Source organism: Kitasatospora sp. NPDC056138 (assembly GCF_042264695.1).
Classification (GTDB): domain Bacteria; phylum Actinomycetota; class Actinomycetes; order Streptomycetales; family Streptomycetaceae; genus Kitasatospora.
Genome location: NZ_JBHJVK010000009.1, coordinates 104,294 through 121,963, shown reverse-complemented (window position 1 = coordinate 121,963; position 17,670 = coordinate 104,294). Strand labels below are relative to the sequence as shown.

15 protein-coding genes are annotated in these 17,670 nt (G+C 71.1%); all 15 read left to right on the top strand.

Annotation, left to right across the window (positions count from 1 at the left end; all coding sequences use genetic code 11):
* Positions 1 to 46: 46 nt before the first annotated feature.
* The 15 genes from ACFC1R_RS09305 (at position 47) to ACFC1R_RS09235 (ending at position 17,663) form a co-directional block, all read left to right on the top strand.
* Complete coding sequence (locus ACFC1R_RS09305) at positions 47 to 601, top strand: NuoB/complex I 20 kDa subunit family protein (RefSeq protein WP_375935197.1); 555 nt, start codon at positions 47 to 49, stop codon at positions 599 to 601.
* Positions 598 to 1,308 (top strand): NADH-quinone oxidoreductase subunit C, encoded by a 711-nt coding sequence (locus ACFC1R_RS09300; protein ID WP_375935194.1) that lies wholly within the window; start codon positions 598 to 600, stop codon positions 1,306 to 1,308. Before ACFC1R_RS09305 ends, ACFC1R_RS09300 begins: the two co-directional genes overlap by 4 nt.
* Positions 1,308 to 2,651 carry an NADH-quinone oxidoreductase subunit D gene (locus tag ACFC1R_RS09295; protein WP_375935191.1) on the top strand — a complete coding sequence of 448 codons (1,344 nt, stop codon included), beginning with the start codon at positions 1,308 to 1,310 and terminating at the stop codon, positions 2,649 to 2,651. The genes ACFC1R_RS09300 and ACFC1R_RS09295 overlap by 1 nt, the downstream gene beginning before the upstream one ends.
* A complete protein-coding gene (gene nuoE, locus ACFC1R_RS09290; protein WP_375935188.1) occupies positions 2,648 to 3,400 on the top strand; it encodes an NADH-quinone oxidoreductase subunit NuoE in 753 nt (250 codons plus the stop codon). The genes ACFC1R_RS09295 and nuoE overlap by 4 nt, the downstream gene beginning before the upstream one ends.
* Positions 3,400 to 4,758, top strand: a complete 1,359-nt coding sequence (nuoF, locus tag ACFC1R_RS09285) for an NADH-quinone oxidoreductase subunit NuoF (protein ID WP_375935185.1) — start codon at positions 3,400 to 3,402, stop codon at positions 4,756 to 4,758. The genes nuoE and nuoF overlap by 1 nt, the downstream gene beginning before the upstream one ends.
* On the top strand, positions 4,755 to 7,253 hold the full coding sequence (locus tag ACFC1R_RS09280) for an NADH-quinone oxidoreductase subunit G (RefSeq protein WP_375935182.1): 2,499 nt from the start codon (positions 4,755 to 4,757) through the stop codon (positions 7,251 to 7,253). Before nuoF ends, ACFC1R_RS09280 begins: the two co-directional genes overlap by 4 nt.
* Positions 7,250 to 8,578 carry an NADH-quinone oxidoreductase subunit NuoH gene (gene nuoH, locus ACFC1R_RS09275; protein WP_375935179.1) on the top strand — a complete coding sequence of 443 codons (1,329 nt, stop codon included), beginning with the start codon at positions 7,250 to 7,252 and terminating at the stop codon, positions 8,576 to 8,578. Before ACFC1R_RS09280 ends, nuoH begins: the two co-directional genes overlap by 4 nt.
* A gap of 6 nt (positions 8,579 to 8,584) precedes the next feature.
* Complete coding sequence (nuoI, locus tag ACFC1R_RS09270; protein WP_375935176.1) at positions 8,585 to 9,187, top strand: NADH-quinone oxidoreductase subunit NuoI; 603 nt, start codon at positions 8,585 to 8,587, stop codon at positions 9,185 to 9,187.
* Positions 9,184 to 10,044 carry an NADH-quinone oxidoreductase subunit J gene (locus ACFC1R_RS09265; protein WP_375935173.1) on the top strand — a complete coding sequence of 287 codons (861 nt, stop codon included), beginning with the start codon at positions 9,184 to 9,186 and terminating at the stop codon, positions 10,042 to 10,044. Before nuoI ends, ACFC1R_RS09265 begins: the two co-directional genes overlap by 4 nt.
* Positions 10,041 to 10,340, top strand: coding sequence for an NADH-quinone oxidoreductase subunit NuoK (nuoK, locus tag ACFC1R_RS09260; protein ID WP_045304069.1), 300 nt, complete (start codon positions 10,041 to 10,043; stop codon positions 10,338 to 10,340). Before ACFC1R_RS09265 ends, nuoK begins: the two co-directional genes overlap by 4 nt.
* 16 nt (positions 10,341 to 10,356) lie before the next feature.
* Complete coding sequence (gene nuoL, locus ACFC1R_RS09255) at positions 10,357 to 12,255, top strand: NADH-quinone oxidoreductase subunit L (RefSeq protein ID WP_375935171.1); 1,899 nt, start codon at positions 10,357 to 10,359, stop codon at positions 12,253 to 12,255.
* A 55-nt stretch (positions 12,256 to 12,310) separates the two neighbouring features.
* A complete protein-coding gene (locus tag ACFC1R_RS09250) occupies positions 12,311 to 13,927 on the top strand; it encodes an NADH-quinone oxidoreductase subunit M (protein ID WP_375935168.1) in 1,617 nt (538 codons plus the stop codon).
* A complete protein-coding gene (nuoN, locus tag ACFC1R_RS09245; protein WP_375935166.1) occupies positions 13,924 to 15,555 on the top strand; it encodes an NADH-quinone oxidoreductase subunit NuoN in 1,632 nt (543 codons plus the stop codon). Before ACFC1R_RS09250 ends, nuoN begins: the two co-directional genes overlap by 4 nt.
* 217 nt (positions 15,556 to 15,772) lie before the next feature.
* Positions 15,773 to 16,786: a polyprenyl synthetase family protein gene (locus ACFC1R_RS09240; RefSeq protein WP_375935163.1), complete on the top strand. Its 1,014-nt coding sequence runs from the start codon at positions 15,773 to 15,775 to the stop codon at positions 16,784 to 16,786.
* A 217-nt stretch (positions 16,787 to 17,003) separates the two neighbouring features.
* Positions 17,004 to 17,663 carry a LuxR C-terminal-related transcriptional regulator gene (locus ACFC1R_RS09235; RefSeq protein WP_375935346.1) on the top strand — a complete coding sequence of 220 codons (660 nt, stop codon included), beginning with the start codon at positions 17,004 to 17,006 and terminating at the stop codon, positions 17,661 to 17,663.
* The last annotated feature ends 7 nt before the right edge of the window (positions 17,664 to 17,670 follow it).

The following is a 17,670-nucleotide window of genomic DNA, read 5'->3' as shown; positions in this document are numbered from 1 at the left end:
AACGGGGGGACAAGCCACCGGACTTGAGAAGACTGAGAGGGATCTGATGGGTATCGAGGAGAAGCTGCCGGGCGGCTTTCTGCTCACCAGTGTGGAGACCGCGGCGGGGTGGGTGCGCAAAGCCTCGCTCTTCCCGGCCACCTTCGGACTGGCCTGCTGCGCGATCGAGATGATGACCACCGGAGCCGGCCGCTACGACCTGGCCCGGTTCGGCATGGAGGTCTTCCGGGGTTCGCCCCGGCAGGCCGATCTGATGATCGTGGCCGGGCGGGTGAGTCAGAAGATGGCCCCGGTGCTGCGCCAGGTGTACGACCAGATGGCCAATCCGAAGTGGGTCATCTCGATGGGCGTCTGCGCCTCCTCGGGCGGGATGTTCAACAACTACGCGATCGTCCAGGGCGTCGACCACATCGTCCCCGTGGACATCTACCTGCCGGGCTGTCCGCCCCGCCCGGAGATGCTGATGGACGCGATCCTCAAACTGCACGACAAGATCCGGCACGAGAAGCTCGGGGTGCACCGGCTCCGCGCCGAGGAGCAGGCCGAGGAGATCGCCCTGCACGCCACCCCGACGAGCGAGATGCGGGGGCTGCTGCGATGAGCGGGACCCCCGAGGAGCACGTCCCCGCCACCCGCACGGAACTCCCGGTCGAGGTGATCGGCCGGCGGCAGGGCATGTTCGGCACCAGCGGCACCGGTGACACCTCCGGCTTCGGCGGGCTGACCGCCCCGATCGCGCTGCCGCCCGCGAGCAGCCGCCCGTACGGGCACGGCTTCGACGAGGTGGCCGACGAGTTCGAGGGCGCGCTGGAGGAGCAGGGGCTCGATCCGGCGGCGGTGATCGAGAAGACCGTCGTGGACCGGGCCGAACTCACCTTCCACATCGCCCGGGAGCACCTGCTGAAGGCCGTCCGCACCCTGCGCGACGACCCGGCGCTGCGCTACGAGCTCTGCCTCGGCGTGAGCGGGGTGCACTACCCGCACGACAGCGGGCGCGAGCTGCACGCGGTGTACCAGCTGCGGTCGATCACCCACGGCCGCCTGCTGCGGCTGGAGGTCAGTGCCCCGGACGCCGACCCGCGGATCCCGTCCGTGGTCAGCGTCTACCCGACCAACGACTGGCACGAGCGCGAGACGTACGACTTCTTCGGCCTGGTCTTCGAGGGGCATCCGGCACTGACCCGGATCATGATGCCGGACGACTGGCAGGGCCACCCGCAGCGCAAGGACTACCCGCTCGGCGGCATCCCCGTCGAGTACAAGGGCGCCCAGATCCCGGCGCCCGACCAGCGGAGGTCGTACAGCTGATGCCAATCCAATCTGAGCACGGGGCCGAGTACGAGGCAGCGGCCCGGGAGACCACCGAGGGCCGGGTCTTCACCGTCACCGGTGGCGACTGGGGCGAGGTGGTCGAGGCCGCGGCGCGCGCCGACGACGAGCGCATCATCGTCAACATGGGTCCCCAGCACCCGTCCACCCACGGGGTGTTGCGGCTGATCCTGGAGATCGACGGCGAGACGGTGAAGGAGGCCCGCTGCGGCATCGGCTACCTGCACACCGGCATCGAGAAGAACCTGGAGTTCCGCAACTGGGTCCAGGGCACCACCTTCGTGACCCGGATGGACTACCTGACCCCGCTGTTCAACGAGACCGCGTACTGCCTGGCCGTCGAGAAGCTGCTCGGCATCACCGGTGACATCCCCGAACGGGCCGATGTCATCCGGGTGTTGATGATGGAGCTGAACCGGATCTCCTCGCACCTGGTCTGCCTGGCCACCGGTGGCATGGAGATGGGTGCCACCACCCTGATGGTCTACGGCTTCCGGGACCGCGAGGTCGTGCTGGACGTCTTCGAGCTGGTCACCGGCCTGCGGATGAACCACGCGTACGTCCGTCCCGGCGGCGTCGCCCAGGACCTGCCGCCCGGAGCCGTCGACCAGATCCGCGAGGCGGTCAAGCTGCTGCGCACGCGGCTGCACGAGTACGACAAACTCGCCACCGGTAACCCGGTGTTCAGGGCCCGCCTGATGAACGTCGGTTTCCTGGACCTGCCCGGCTGCCTCGCACTCGGTGCCACCGGACCGGTCCTGCGGGCCACCGGCCTGCCGCACGACCTGCGCAAGGCCGACCCCTACTGCGGCTACGAGAACTACGACTTCGAGGTCGCGGTCGCGGACTCCTGCGACTCCTTCGGGCGGTTCCTGATCCGCCTGGAGGAGATGAGGCAGTCGCTGCGGATCGTCGAGCAGTGCCTGGACCGGCTGCGGCCCGGCCCGGTGATGGTCGCCGACAAGAAGATCGCCTGGCCCGCCCAACTGGCCGTCGGGCCGGACGGGATGGGCAACTCGCTGGACCACATCCGCAAGATCATGGGGACTTCGATGGAGGCCCTGATCCACCACTTCAAGCTGGTGACGGAGGGCTTCAGGGTCCCGGTCGGACAGGCGTACGCGGCGGTCGAGTCGTCCAAGGGCGAGCTCGGGGTGCAGATGGTGAGCGACGGCGGCACACGGCCGTACCGCGTCCACTTCCGCGACCCCTCGTTCACCAACCTGCAGTCGATGGCGGCGATGTGCGAGGGCGGCCAGGTGGCCGACGTGATCATCGCGGTGGCCGGGATCGACCCGGTGATGGGAGGCGTGGACCGGTGAGCAACTCTCAAGGCAGTGTCGAACTCGGACTGCCGGCGCTGCCGGCCAGGCCGTACCCGCCGCAGGTGCACGACCGGCTGGCGGCGGACGCGCGCGAGCTGATCGCCCGCTACCCCGTCGCCCGCTCCGCCCTGCTGCCGCTGCTGCACCTGGTGCAGGCCGAGGAGGGCTACGTCAGCGCGACCGGGATCCGGTTCTGCGCCGAGCAGCTGGAGCTCACCACCGCCGAGGTCGCCGCGGTCGCCACCTTCTACACGATGTACCGGCGCCGCCCGGCGGGGACGTACCACGTCGGCGTGTGCACCAACACGCTCTGCGCGGTGCTCGGCGGCGACCAGATCTTCGCCGAACTCAAGCAGCACCTCGGGATCGAGAACAACGAGACCACCGAGGACGGCGCGGTCTCGATCGAGCACATCGAGTGCAACGCGGCCTGCGACTACGCCCCCGTGGTGATGGTCAACTGGGAGTTCTTCGACAACCAGACCCCCGAGAGCGCACGGCAGCTGGTGGACCGGCTGCGCGAGGGCGGCGAGGTGCGGCCGACCCGGGGCGCCCGGCTGTGCAGCTTCAAGGAGACCGCGCGCATGCTGGCCGGCTTCCCCGACGAGCGGGACGGCGCGGTGGACGAGTCCGGCGCGGGCGGTGCGCCCTCGCTGGCGGGGCTGAGGCTCGCCAGGGGCGAGGCGCTGCCCGGTACTTCGGGGACCAAGGTGGTCTCCCCCCGGCACGAAGGGACGGACGCGTGATGACCTCCGTGGAGCCGGCCGAGAAGCTTCTCTCACCGGTACTCTCGGCCTGCTGGGACGACGCGCGTCCCTACAGCCTGGCCACCTACCGCCGCCACGACGGCTACCGGGGCCTGCGGGCCGCCCTGGCCATGCCACCGGACGACGTGATCGCCCTGGTCAAGGACTCGGGGCTGCGCGGCCGCGGCGGCGCCGGCTTCCCGACCGGCATGAAGTGGCAGTTCATCCCGCAGAATGACGGCAAGCCGCACTACCTGGTGGTCAACGCCGACGAGTCCGAGCCGGGCACCTGCAAGGACATCCCGCTGCTCTTCGCCAACCCGCACTCGCTGATCGAGGGCATGATCATCGCCTCGTACGCGATCCGCTGCGACCACGCCTTCATCTACCTGCGCGGCGAGGTCGTCCCCGTCCTGCGCCGGCTGCACGCGGCCGTGGCCGAGGCGTACGACGCCGGGTACCTGGGCCGGAACATCCTCGGCTCCGGGACCGACCTGGACATCACCGTGCACGCGGGCGCCGGAGCGTACATCTGCGGCGAGGAGACGGCTCTGCTGGACTCGCTGGAGGGCCGCCGGGGCCAGCCGCGCCTGCGGCCGCCGTTCCCGGCCGTCGCCGGCCTCTACGCCTGCCCGACGGTGGTCAACAACGTCGAGTCGATCGCCTCGGTGCCGCCGATCCTGGTGCGCGGCAAGGACTGGTTCAAGGCGCTCGGCACCGAGAAGTCGCCCGGCTTCACGCTCTACTCGCTCTCCGGGCACGTCACCAACCCCGGTCAGTACGAGGCGCCGCTCGGCATCACGCTGCGCCAGCTGCTGGAGGTCAGCGGCGGGGTACGGGCCGGGCACCGGCTCAAGTTCTGGACCCCGGGCGGCTCCTCGACGCCGATGTTCACCGACGAGCACCTGGACGTCCCGCTCGACTACGAGGGCGTCGGCGCGGCGGGCTCGATGCTCGGCACCAAGGCGCTGCAGGTCTTCGACGAGACCACCTGCGTGGTCCGGGCGGTCACCCGCTGGACCGAGTTCTACGCCCACGAGTCCTGCGGCAAGTGCACCCCGTGCCGCGAAGGGACGTACTGGCTGGTCCAGTTGCTCAAGCGGATCGAGGCGGGCCAGGGCGTCGACGGCGACCTGGAGAAGCTCCTCGACATCGCCGACAACATCAACGGCAAGTCCTTCTGCGCCCTGGGCGACGGCGCCGCCAGCCCGATCGCCTCCTCGCTCCAGTACTTCCGCGCCGAGTACGAGCAGCACCTCGCCGAGCGGCGCTGCCCCTTCGACCCGGCCGCCGCCACCGTCTGGGCCGACCGGCCCCACACCCACCCGTCCGCCACCGAGAGGGAGGTGCACGCGTGACCGCTACCACCGCTGCGACGACCGGCGGCCCCGCCGCGGGGTCCACCGACCTCGTCACGCTCACCGTCGACGGCGTCGAGGTCAGGGTTCCCAAGGGGACCCTGGTGATCCGCGCCGCCGAACAGATCGGCACCCAGATCCCGCGCTTCTGCGACCACCCGCTGCTGGACCCGGCCGGTGCCTGCCGCCAGTGCATCGTCGAGATCGAGGGCCAGCGCAAGCCGGTCGCCTCCTGCACCATTCCGGTGGCGGAGGGCATGGTGGTCCGCACCCAGGTCAGCTCGCCGGTCGCTGAGAAGGCGCAGCGCGGCGTGATGGAGCTGCTGCTGATCAACCACCCGCTGGACTGCCCGGTCTGCGACAAGGGTGGCGAGTGTCCGCTGCAGAACCAGGCGATGTCCAACGGCCAGGCGGACTCCCGCTTCGAGGGGATGAAGCGCACCTACCCGAAGCCGGTCCCGCTGAGCAGCCAGGTGCTGCTGGACCGGGAGCGCTGCGTGCTCTGCGCCCGCTGCACCCGCTTCTCCCAGCAGATCGCCGGTGACCCGTTCATCGAGCTGCTGGAGCGCGGCGCGCTGGAGCAGGTCGGCGTGGGAGAGGGGGACGAGTTCGCGTCGTACTTCTCCGGCAACACCATCCAGATCTGCCCGGTCGGTGCGCTGACCTCGGCGGCCTACCGGTTCCGCTCCCGGCCGTTCGACCTGGTCTCCTCGCCGAGCGTCTGCGAGCACTGCTCGTCCGGCTGCGCGCAGCGCACCGACCACCGCAGGGGCAAGGTGCTGCGCCGACTGGCGGGCGACGAGCCCGAGGTGAACGAGGAATGGAACTGCGACAAGGGCCGGTTCGCCTTCCGCTACGCGCAGTCGCGGGACCGGATCACCACCCCCCTGGTGCGCGCGGCCGACGGCGCGCTCGTGCCGGCCGGCTGGCCGGAGGCGCTCGCCCGCGCCGCCGAGGGCCTGCGCGGCGCACGGGCCGCGGTGCTCACCGGCGGCCGGGTGACGGTCGAGGACGCGTACGGCTACGCCAAGTTCGCCCGGGTGGCGCTGGGCACCAACGACGTGGACTTCCGCTCCCGCCCGCACAGCGGTGAGGAGGCGGACTTCCTGGCGGCGGCGGTGGCCGGCCACGGGGTCGACCTCGACGGAACCGGGCTGTCGTACGCGGCACTCGAGGCCGCCCCCGCGGTCCTGCTGGTCGGCCTGGAGGCCGAGGAGGAGTCGCCGATCGTCTTCCTGCGGCTGCGGAAGGCCAACCGCGCCGGCGGACTCCAGGTCTTCTCGATCGCCTCGCACGCCTCCCGGGGCCTGGCCAAGCTGCGCGGCGCGCTGCTGCCCGCCGCCCCGGGGACCGAGGCCGAGTGGCTGGCCGCGCTGGCCGGGGACTCGGTGCTCACCGACGACGCGGGCCGCGCCGCCGACGCGCTGCGCGGCCCGGGCGCGGTGATCCTGGTCGGTGAGCGGCTGGCGGCCGTGCCCGGCGGGCTGACCGCCGTGCTGCGGCTCGCGCAGGTCACCGGCGCCCGGCCGGCCTGGGTGCCGCGCCGGGCGGGGGAGCGGGGTGCCCTGGAGGCCGGTGCGCTGCCCGGGCTGCTGCCCGGCGGGCGTCCGGTGGCCGTCCCGGCCGCCCGTCTCGACGCCGCTGCCGTCTGGGGCCTCGCCGAACTCCCGGCCCGCCCGGGGCGGGACACCGACCAGATCCTGGCCGCCGCCGCTCGCGGGGACCTGGACGCGCTGCTGGTCGGCGGCGTCGGCCTGGACGACCTGGCCGATCCGGTGCTCGCCGAGGAGGCGCTGGCCCGGGTGCCGTTCGTGGTGTCGCTGGAGCTGCGGCCGTCCGCGGTCACCGAGCGGGCCGACGTGGTGCTGCCGGTGGCCGCGGTGGCCGAGAAGGCCGGGACCTTCCTGGACTGGGAGGGCCGGGTGCGGATGTTCGAGGCCGCGCTCAAGCCCGACCAGCTGATGAGCGGTCAGGCCTTCTCCGACGTCAGGGTGCTGAACATGCTGGCGGACGCGATCGGCCGGCCGCTGGGCCTGCCGGACGTCCGGGCGGCCCGGCTGGAGCTGGACCGCTTCGCGCCCTGGACGGGCGACCGCCCGGCCGCACCCGCCGCGCACCCGGCCCCGCTGCCGCGCCCGGCCACCGGGCAGGCGGTGCTCGCCGGGCACCGGCTGCTGCTCGACAACGGCACGCTCCAGCAGGGCGACGAGAACCTGGCGGGCACCCGGCACCCGGCCGTGGTCCGGCTCTCGGCGGCCACCGCCGAGGAGATCGGCGCGCGCCGGGCCGTCCGGGTCACCGGTCCCGCGGGTTCGCTGATCCTGCCGCTGGAGATCACCGCGGCGATGCCCGACCGCACGGTCTGGCTGCCGCTCAACTCCACCCCGGGCGGTGCCCACCGGACGCTGGGCACCACGGTCGGCCACCTGGTCACGATCGCCGCGGCCGACTCGGCCCAGCCGGCCGACGCGGCAGTCGCTGCGGAGGAATCATGATGCTTTCCGCGTACGAGACGCTCGGCTTCTTCGGTCGCGACCCGTGGTGGCTGGTGCTGCTGAAGGCGGTGTTCTGCTTCGCCTTCCTGCTGGTCACGGTGCTGGTCGCGATCGTCGGGGAGCGCAAGGTCGTCGCCTGGATGCAGCTGCGGATCGGCCCCAACCGGCACGGTCCCTGGGGCACGCTCCAGTCGCTGGCCGACGGCGTCAAACTGGCGCTGAAGGAGGACCTGGTCGTCAAGAACGCCGACAAGGTCGTCTACGTGCTGGCGCCGATCGTCAGCGCGATCCCGGCGTTCATGGCCTTCGCGGTGATCCCGTTCGGCCCGGCCGACGACCAGGTGTCCATCTTCGGCACCCGGACGCCGATGCAGCTCACCGACCTGCCGATCGCCCTGCTCTACATCCTGGCAGTGGCCTCGGTCGGCATCTACGGGATCGTGCTGGCGGGTTGGTCCTCGGGCTCGACGTACCCGCTGCTCGGCGGTCTGCGCTCGGCGGCCCAGATGGTGAGTTACGAGATCGCGATGGGTCTGTCCTTCGCGGCGGTGTTCATCTACTCGGGCTCGATGTCGACCTCGGAGATCGTCGCCTCCCAGCAGCCGACCTGGTTCGCGGTGCTGCTGCCGGTCTCGTTCATCGTCTACGTCATCGCGATGGTCGGTGAGACCAACCGCGCCCCCTTCGACCTCCCGGAGGCCGAGGGCGAGCTGGTCGGCGGCTTCAACACCGAGTACTCCTCACTGAAGTTCGCGATGTTCATGCTGGCGGAGTACGTCAACATGGTCACCGTCTCGGCCGTCGCCGCCACGCTCTTCCTGGGCGGCTGGCGGGCGCCGTGGCCGGTCTCCACCTTCTGGGCCGGGGCGAACCACGGCTGGTGGCCGATGCTGTGGATCATCGTCAAGATCCAGCTGCTGCTGTTCTTTTTCATCTGGCTGCGCGCCACCCTGCCGAGGCTCCGGTACGACCAGTTCATGAAGCTGGGCTGGAAGGTGCTGATCCCGGTCTCGCTGGCCTGGCTGGTGATGGTGGCCAGCGTCCGGGCGCTGCGCAATGTGGGCTACGACTTCGGCCAGGTGGTGCTGTACGTCGGCGCGCCGATCGGGGCGGTCCTGCTGCTCGCGCTGGCGCGTGACTTCTTCCGGCGCCCGCCGGAGCCCGAGGAGGGCGCACAGGCCCGGGGAGAGTTCGACCCGACGGCCGGCGGCTACCCCGTGCCGCCGATGCCCGGCCAGCAGCTCCCGCCCGTACCGCGTCGGCGCAGCCGGGCCCCGCAACTCCAGGACGCCCTCAACGGGCCCGACCATTCCGAGGGGAGCTGAACCGAGATGTCGGACGAGAAGACCACCGGGCCTGAAGAGACGACCGGGCCCTCGATCCTTGGACCGGCCGCAGGCTTCGGCGTGACCTTCAAGGCCATGTTCAAGAAGCGGCTGACCGAGCAGTACCCGGAGCAGAAGAAGCCCACCGCTCCGCGCTTCCACGGCCGCCACCAGCTGAACCGGCACCCGGACGGCCTGGAGAAGTGCGTCGGCTGCGAACTCTGCGCCTGGGCCTGCCCGGCCGACGCGATCTACGTCGAGGGCGCGGACAACCGGGAGGAGGAGCGCTACTCGCCCGGTGAGCGCTACGGCGCGGTGTACCAGATCAACTACGCCCGCTGCATCCTGTGCGGGCTGTGCATCGAGGCCTGCCCGACCCGGGCGCTCACCATGACCAACGAGTACGAGCTGGCGGACTCCTCGCGGGCCGACCTGATCTTCACCAAGGAACAGCTGCTGGCCGGCCTCACCGAGGGCATGGTCGACACCCCGCACGCGATCTACCCAGGCACCGACGAGGGTGCGTACTACCGGGGCGAGATCACCGCCGCCGCGCCGGGCACGGTGCAGCAGGAGCGCACGGCCCGGGACAAGGAGGTGCAGTCATGACCTCCACCGGAGAGGCCGTCCAGTTCTGGGTGCTGGCCGTGGTCGCGGTCGGCGGTGCGCTGGGCATGCTGCTGATGAGGAAGGCCGTGCACAGCGCGCTCTGCCTGGCGGCCACCATGCTGGCGCTGGCCGTCTGCTACCTGGCCCAGGGTGCGGTGTTCCTCGGCGTGGTGCAGATCGTCGTCTACACCGGCGCGATCATGATGCTCTTCCTGTTCGTGGTGATGCTGGTCGGTGTCACCTCCGCGGATTCCCTGAAGGAACAGCTGAAGGGCCAGCGGATCGCCGCCGCGCTCTGCGGACTCGGCTTCGGCGTGCTGCTGGTCGCCGGCATCGCCAACGCGAAGCTGGGGCACTTCACTGGGCTGGCCGAGGCCAACGCCGAGGGCAACGTGCAGGGGTTGGCACGGCTGCTGTTCACCAAGTACGTCTGGGCGTTCGAGGTCACCGGCGCTCTGCTGATCACCGCCGCGGTCGGCGCCATGGTGCTGACCCACCGCGAGCACGTGAAGGCCCCGAGCACCCAGCGCGAGCTGGCGGCCCAGCGGGTCAGGGACAACATCCAGCTGCCGCCGCTGCCCGCCCCCGGCGTGTACGCCCGGCACAACGCGGTGGACGTCCCGGCCCTGCTGCCGGACGGCACCGTCGCCGAGGACTCCGTGATGGGGACCCTGCGCGAGCGCGGGCAGATCCGCGACGTCAGCCGGGAGATGCTCCGGCGGATGGCCGAGCTGGAGTCCACCACCGCCGACTGGCTGGGCCGGCCCCCGTCCGCCCGGCCGCCGGTCACCGGGCCGCGCAAGGCGCTGGAGACCGTACCGACGAAGGAACCGAAGAAGGCGGAGGACGAGACGTGAATCCCGTCAACTACCTCTATCTCGCCGCCCTGTTGTTCACCATCGGTGCGTCCGGCGTGCTGATCCGGCGGAACGCCATCGTGCTGTTCATGTGCGTCGAGCTGATGCTGAACGCGTCCAACCTGGCCCTGGTCACCTTCTCCCGGATGCACGGCAACCTGGACGGCCAGGTGATCGCCTTCTTCACCATGGTGGTCGCGGCGGCCGAGGTCGTGGTCGGCCTCGCCATCATCGTCAGCATCTTCCGGACCAGGCACTCCGCTTCGGTCGACGACAGCAACCTGATGAAGCTGTAGGCGGAGGGCCTCACCCGTGAACTCTCTCATTCCGCTGCTGGTCGCGGCTCCGCTGGCCGGTGCCGCCCTGCTGCTGCTCGGCGGGCGGTACCTCGACCGCCTCGGGCACTGGCTCGGCACGCTGGCCGCCGCGCTCTCCTTCGTCCTCGGCGTCCTGCTGTTCTCGGACATGCTGGGCCGCCCGACCGGACAACGGGCGGTGCACCAGCACCTGTTCAGCTGGATCCCGGTGAACGGCTTCCAGGCCGACGTCTCCTTCCAGCTCGACCAACTGTCCGTCACCTTCGTCCTGTTGATCACGGGTGTCGGCACCCTGATCCACCTCTACTCGGTGGGCTACATGGCCCACGACGAGCGCCGCCGCCGCTTCTTCGGCTACCTCAACCTCTTCCTGGCGGCGATGCTGCTGCTCGTGCTGGCCGACAACTACCTGCTGCTGTACGTCGGCTGGGAGGGCGTCGGGCTCGCCTCGTACCTGCTGATCGGCTTCTGGCAGCACAAGCCGAGTGCCGCGACGGCCGCCAAGAAGGCGTTCATCGTCAACCGGGTCGGCGACATGGGCCTGTCGATCGCGATCATGCTGATGTTCACCGAGTTCGGCAGCTTCGCCTTCGGTCCCGTCCTCGGCGGGGCGCAGCAGGCGAGCGAGGGCAAGCTGACCGCCATCGCGCTGATGCTGCTGCTCGCGGCCTGCGGCAAGTCGGCCCAGGTGCCGCTGCAGTCCTGGCTCGGTGACGCGATGGAGGGCCCGACCCCGGTCTCGGCCCTGATCCACGCGGCCACCATGGTCACCGCCGGGGTCTACCTGATCACCAGGTCGGGTGCCGTCTTCAACCTGGCCCCCGACGCCCAGACCGCCGTGGTGGTGGTGGGCACGGTGACGCTGCTCTTCGGTGCGGTCGTCGGTTGCGCGAAGGACGACATCAAGAAGGCGCTGGCCGGATCGACCATGTCGCAGATCGGCTACATGGTGCTGGCGGCCGGGCTCGGCCCGATCGGTTACGCCTTCGCCATCATGCACCTGGTCACCCACGGCTTCTTCAAGGCCGGACTGTTCCTCGGCGCCGGGTCGGTCATGCACGGCATGGACGACGAGGTGAACATGCGTCACTACGGCGGCCTGCGGAAGTACATGCCGATCACCTTCGTCACCTTCGGCCTCGGCTACCTGGCGATCATCGGCTTCCCCGGCCTGTCCGGGTTCTTCTCCAAGGACAAGATCATCGAGGCGGCCTTCGCCAAGGGCGGCACCGAGGGCTGGATCCTCGGCCTCTGCGCGCTCGTCGGCGCCGCCGTCACCGCGTTCTACATGACCCGGGTGATGCTGCTGACCTTCTTCGGGGAGAAGCGCTGGCAGCCCTCGGCGCAGACCGGCGAGGAGCCGCACCCGCACGAGTCCCCGGCCACCATGACCCTGCCGATGATCCTGCTGGCCTTCGGCTCGGTCTTCGCCGGCGGACTGTTCACCCTCAACAGCTCCTTCCTGCACTGGCTGGAGCCGGTCACCGGCCACTCCGAGGGCGACTCGCCGCTCCAGCCGCTCACCGTCACCCTGCTCACCACCGTGTGCATGCTGGCGGGCGTCGGCCTCGCCTACCTGATGTACGGGCGCTCGCCGGTCCCGGTCACGGCGCCGGTCGGCTCGCCGCTCACCCGGGCGGCCCGCCGCGACCTGCTCCAGGACGACTTCAACCACGCCGTCCTGGTCCGCCCCGGCGCCGGACTCACCGCCTCGCTGGTCTACCTGGACAGCAAGGCCGTGGACGGCCTCGTGAACGGCCTGGCCGCCACCATCGGCGGCATCTCCGGCCGCCTGCGCCGGATCCAGACCGGGTTCGCCCGCTCGTACGCGCTCTCGATGTTCGGCGGCGCACTGCTGCTGGCCGCCACCACTCTCCTGATGAGGTCCGTCTGATGACGACTGTGACTCGCCCGCCCGCCGGGCCCTACACATTTCGGGAGGGACGGCCATGAGCTACCTGCTGACCGCGACCTGCGCCGTCCCGGCCGCCGGCGCGGTGCTCACCGCCGCACTGCCGGCCGGGTCCTCCGAGGCCCGCCGCCGCGCCAGCAAGGGGGTCGCGCTGGCCGTCTCGGCGGCGACCCTGGCGCTGACCGTCGTCGTCGCCGCGAGCCTCGACACCGGCGGGGCGCGCTACCAGCTCACCGAGTCCCACACCTGGATCCGCTCGTTCGGGATCGACTTCTCGCTCGGGGCGGACGGCATCGGCGCGGTCCTCGCGCTGCTCACCGCGGTGCTGGTGCCGATCGTGATGCTGGCCTCCTGGCACGACGCGGACCCGGTCCAGGGCCCCGACGGAACCTTCGAGAACGTCCGCCGCACCCAGGGTTTCTTCGCCCTGGTGCTGGCCGTCGAGGCGATGGTGCTGGTCTCCTTCCTGGCGACCGACATCTTCGTCTTCTACGTCTTCTTCGAAGCCATGCTGATCCCGATGTACTTCCTGATCGGCGGCTTCGGCGACCGTGCGGGCGGCCCGGACTCCGCCGCCCAACGCTCCTACGCGGCAGTGAAGTTCCTGCTCTACAACCTGCTCGGCGGGCTGGTCATGCTGGCCGCCGTGATCGGCCTGTACGTGATCGCGCAGGACCAGGGCCTGGCCACCTTCGACCTGCCGACCCTCACCGGCGCGATCGCCGACGGCAGGCTGGTGATCGACCCGACCGCCGAGAAGATGCTCTTCCTGGGCTTCTTCTTCGCCTTCGCCGTGAAGGCCCCGCTCTGGCCGCTGCACACCTGGCTGCCGAACGCGATGGGCGAGTCCACCGCCGGAACGGCCGTACTGATCACGGCGGTCGTCGACAAGGTCGGCACCTTCGCGATGCTGCGCTTCTGCCTCGGCCTGTTCCCGGACGCCTCCCGCACCTTCGGCCCGTACATCCTGGTGCTCTCGCTGATCGGGATCGTCTACGGCGCACTGCTGGCGGTCGGCCAGAAGGACATCAAGCGGCTGGTGGCGTACGCCTCGATCTCGCACTTCGGCTTCATCATCATGGGCATCTTCGCCTTCACCAGCCAGGGCCAGTCCGGCGCCACCCTCTACATGGTCAACCACGGCATCTCCACCGCCGCGTGGATGCTGGTCGCCGGCTTCCTGATCTCCCGTCGGGGCTCGCGGCTGATCGCCGACTTCGGCGGAGTGCAGAAGGTCGCCCCGGTGCTGGCCGGAACCTTCCTGATCGGCGGCCTGGCGACGCTGTCGCTGCCGGGGCTCGCCCCCTTCGTCAGCGAGTTCCTCGTCCTGGTCGGCACGTTCGCCAGGTACCCGGCGGTCGGCGTCATCGCCACCTTCGGCATCGTGCTCGCCGCCCTGTACGCGCTGCTGCTCTACCAGCGCACCATGACGGGCCCGGTCAAGGCCGGGGTCGAGGGCATGGCCGACCTCAGGGTGCGCGAAGTCCTGGTGGTGGCACCGCTGGTGGCGCTGACCCTGTTCCTCGGCGTCTACCCCAAGCCGCTCACCGATCTCGTCAACCCGGCGGTGAACGCCACGCTCTCCCAGGTCCACCAGACCGACCCGGCGCCCGCCCACCCGGTCGCCGCCACCACCGGAGGTGAGCACGAATGAGCCACCTGCTTGCCGCCGCCGGCGGCAACAGCCCGAGCATCCCCGCCCCGCACGTCGAGTACGGCCAGCTCTCCCCGATGCTGGTGGTCTTCGGCGCCGCGATCGTGGGCGTCCTGGTCGAGGCCTTCCTGCCCCGCCGCTACCGGTACGGCACCCAGGTCGCCGTCGCCCTGCTCGCGCTCGGCGGCTCCTTCGCCGCCGTGGTGGTGCTCGCCGCCCAGGGACACGCCACCACCAAGTCGGGCCTGCTGGCGATGGGCGCGGTCGCCATCGACGGTCCGGCGCTCTTCCTGCAGGGCGTGATCCTGCTGTCCGCGGTGGTCGCCGTGCTGATGTACGCCGAGCGCCGCCTGGAGCCGCGACTGAACGGGCACGGCGTGGACGCCTTCGCCGCCCAGGGCGCCGCGGTACCCGGCGGTGAGCAGGAGCGGCAGGCGACCACGGCCGGGTTCACCACCACCGAGGTCTTCCCGCTCACCCTGTTCGCGGTCGGCGGCATGCTGCTCTTCCCGGCCGCCAACGACCTGTTGACCATGTTCGTGGCGCTGGAGGTCTTCTCCCTCCCGCTCTACCTGCTCTGCGCCCTGGCCCGCCGCCGCCGGCTGCTCTCCCAGGAGGCGGCGGTCAAGTACTTCCTGCTCGGCGCGTTCGCCTCGGCGTTCTTCCTGTTCGGCGTCGCGCTGCTGTACGGCTACGCGGGCAGTGTCCAGCTCGGCGACATCGCCGACGTGGTGTCAGGGGTCGCCCCCGTCACCCCGGCGCTGGCGGTCACCACCCAGAACGACGTGCTGCTGCTGACCGGCCTGGCGATGATCTCGGTCGGCCTGCTCTTCAAGGTCGGCGCGGTGCCGTTCCACTCCTGGACCCCGGACGTCTACCAGGGCGCGCCGACCCCGGTCACCGGCTTCATGGCGGCGGCCACCAAGACGGCGGCCTTCGGCGCTTTCCTGCGCCTGTTCTACGTGGCCTTCCCCGGCCTGAAGTGGGACTGGCGGCCCGTCATGTGGGGTGTGGCGATCCTCACCATGGTGGTCGGCGCGATCCTGGCCGTCACCCAGCAGGACGTGAAGCGGCTGCTGGCGTACTCCTCGATCGCGCACGCCGGGTTCATCCTCACCGGCGTGATCGCCACCAACCGGCAGGGCCTGGGCGCGGTGCTCTTCTACCTGCTCGCGTACTCCTTCGTCACCCTCGGCGCCTTCGCCGTGGTGACCCTGGTCCGCGACTCCAAGGGCGAGGCCACCCACCTGTCCAGCTGGGCCGGGCTCGGGCGGCGCTCGCCGCTGGTGGCGGCGGTCTTCGCACTCTTCCTGCTGGCCTTCGCCGGCATCCCGCTGACCAGCGGTTTCACCGGGAAGTTCGCGGTCTTCCAGGCCGCGGCGGCGGGCGGGGCGACCCCGCTGGTGATTGTCGGTGTGCTGAGCTCGGCGGTCGCGGCCTTCTTCTACATCCGCGTCATCGTGCTGATGTTCTTCTCCGACCCGCAGGCCGGTGGCCCCGCCGTGGCCGTGCCCAGCCCGATGACCGCCACCGCGATCGGCCTCGGCGTCCTGGTGACGCTGGTCCTCGGCCTCGCCCCGCAGTACTTCCTGGACCTCGCGGGCAAGGCGTCGTTGTTCGTCCGTTAACGCTCCGTCCGTCAGCTCCACACCTTCTGACGCACCACCCGTCCGGGGTCCACGGCGCAGCGCCGCGGGCCCCGGACCCGCTCTCCTCGGCCGCCACCAGGCAGGAGAGGCCCATGCCCGTGCAGTGATCCACTCGCGACCGGATACCCTCCTTGTAGGCCAGCGGCGGCACTCAGGGACCAGGCCGCTAGATCGACCAGGGACAGGAGTGGTCTTCGTGACCGTCGTGGGGCCCTTCGGGCTGACCGTGCAGGACCGCGATCTGACCCGCGACGTCCAGGCCGGCATGGACGCCGTGGAACACGCACTGACCGAGACGGTCAAGAGCGACGTACCACTCATCACGATCACCGCCAGTCACCTGATCCAGGCCGGCGGCAAGCGCTTCAGGCCCCTGCTGGTCATGCTCGCCGCGCAGTTCGGCGACCCGGCCGCGACCGGCGTGGTCACCTCCGCCGTGGTCGTCGAGCTGACCCACCTGGCCACGCTCTACCACGACGACGTCATGGACGAGGCCCCCGTCCGCCGGGGCGTCCCCAGCGCCAACACCCGCTGGGACAACTCGGTGGCCATCCTCACCGGCGACTTCCTCTTCTCCCGGGCCTCGCAGGTGCTCGCGGAGCTCGGCCCCGAGGCCGTCCGGATCCAGGCCGACGCCTTCGAACGGCTCGTCACCGGCCAGATCCTGGAGACTGCGGGCCCCCGTCCCGAGGACGACCCGCTCCAGCACTACCTGGACGTCCTCGCGGGCAAGACCGGCTCGCTGGTCGCCGTCTCCTGCCGGTTCGGCGCGCTGATGGCCGGTGCCGAGTCCTGGATCGTCGACATCCTCACCCAGTACGGCGAGAAGATGGGCATCGCCTTCCAGCTCGCCGACGACGTCCTCGACATCGCCAGCGACGCGGACGAGTCCGGCAAGACCCCCGGCACCGACCTGCGCGAGGGCGTGCCCACCCTGCCGGTCCTGCTGCTCCAGCAGACCCCCGTGGACCCGGCCGACCCCTCGGACGTGCGCCTGCGCGAGCTCCTCACCCTCGACCTCGCCGGGGACGACGAGCTGCACGCCGAGGCCCTGGGCCTGCTCCGCCGCCACCCCGCGCTGGAGCGCGCCCACCGCGAGACCCTGCGCTACGCCGAGGAGGCCCGCGCGCTGCTGGCCCCCCTCCCGGCCTGCCCGGCCAAGGACGCCCTGGAGGGCCTCTGCGACATGGTCGCCGTCCGCACCGTGTAGCCGTGTCGGCCGTTCGGGGGCGAAGCCCCCGGCGGGCGGCAGCCGCGCGGACCGGACAGGCCCTCCCGTACGGTTTTGGTCACCGCGGGCCGGGGCGGCCCGCCCCCGGGGACGGGGCGCGACCTGCCCGCCGACCCCGTCCGAACCCCGAAGCCCTCCGCGGCGCGCGGCTTCCCGCGCTCCTGGAGAACCCGAGCTCGAAGGGCTTAACCGCATGCTGCGCGTCGTCATCGCCGAGGACTCGGTACTCCTGCGGGAGGGCCTGACCCGCCTGCTCACCGACCGCGGTCTGGAGGTCGTGGCGGGCGTCGGGGACGGCGAGTCGCTGCTGCGCACGGTCCAGGGGCTGGCCGCCGGGAACGCCCTGCCCGACGTGGTGGTCGCGGACGTCCGGATGCCCCCGACCCACACCGACGAGGGCGTCCGCGCCTGTGTGACCCTCCGCGGCCTGTACCCGGACCTGGGCGTCCTGGTGCTCTCGCAGTACGTCGAGGAGCGCTACGCCGGCGAGCTCCTGGCCGGTTCGACCCGGGGCGTCGGCTACCTGCTGAAGGACCGGGTGGCCGAGGTCCGCGAGTTCGTGGACGCCGTGGTCCGGGTGGCGGGCGGCGGGACGGCGCTGGACCCGGAGGTGGTGCAGCAGCTGCTGAGCCGCAGCCGCAGGAGCGACGTCCTGGAGGGCCTGACCCCGCGCGAGCGCGAGGTGCTCGGCCTGATGGCCGAGGGCCGCACCAACGCGGCGGTGGCCAAGCAGCTGGTGGTCTCCGACGGTGCCGTCGAGAAGCACGTCAGCAACATCTTCCAGAAGCTGGGCCTGGCGCAGAGCCCCGAGGACCACCGCCGGGTCCTGGCCGTGCTGACCTACCTCAACAGCTGAGGAACCC

Bases quoted from the DNA above. Each gene is read 5' to 3' on its own strand.
- ACFC1R_RS09305 (WP_375935197.1), top strand. From the start codon at position 47: ATGGGTATCGAGGAGAAGCTGCCGGGCGGCTTTCTGCTCACCAGTGTG.
- ACFC1R_RS09300 (WP_375935194.1), top strand. From the start codon at position 598: ATGAGCGGGACCCCCGAGGAGCACGTCCCCGCCACCCGCACGGAACTC.
- ACFC1R_RS09295 (WP_375935191.1), top strand. From the start codon at position 1,308: ATGCCAATCCAATCTGAGCACGGGGCCGAGTACGAGGCAGCGGCCCGG.
- nuoF (WP_375935185.1), top strand. From the start codon at position 3,400: ATGACCTCCGTGGAGCCGGCCGAGAAGCTTCTCTCACCGGTACTCTCG.
- nuoH (WP_375935179.1), top strand. From the start codon at position 7,250: ATGATGCTTTCCGCGTACGAGACGCTCGGCTTCTTCGGTCGCGACCCG.
- nuoI (WP_375935176.1), top strand. From the start codon at position 8,585: ATGTCGGACGAGAAGACCACCGGGCCTGAAGAGACGACCGGGCCCTCG.
- ACFC1R_RS09265 (WP_375935173.1), top strand. From the start codon at position 9,184: ATGACCTCCACCGGAGAGGCCGTCCAGTTCTGGGTGCTGGCCGTGGTC.
- ACFC1R_RS09250 (WP_375935168.1), top strand. From the start codon at position 12,311: ATGAGCTACCTGCTGACCGCGACCTGCGCCGTCCCGGCCGCCGGCGCG.
- nuoN (WP_375935166.1), top strand. From the start codon at position 13,924: ATGAGCCACCTGCTTGCCGCCGCCGGCGGCAACAGCCCGAGCATCCCC.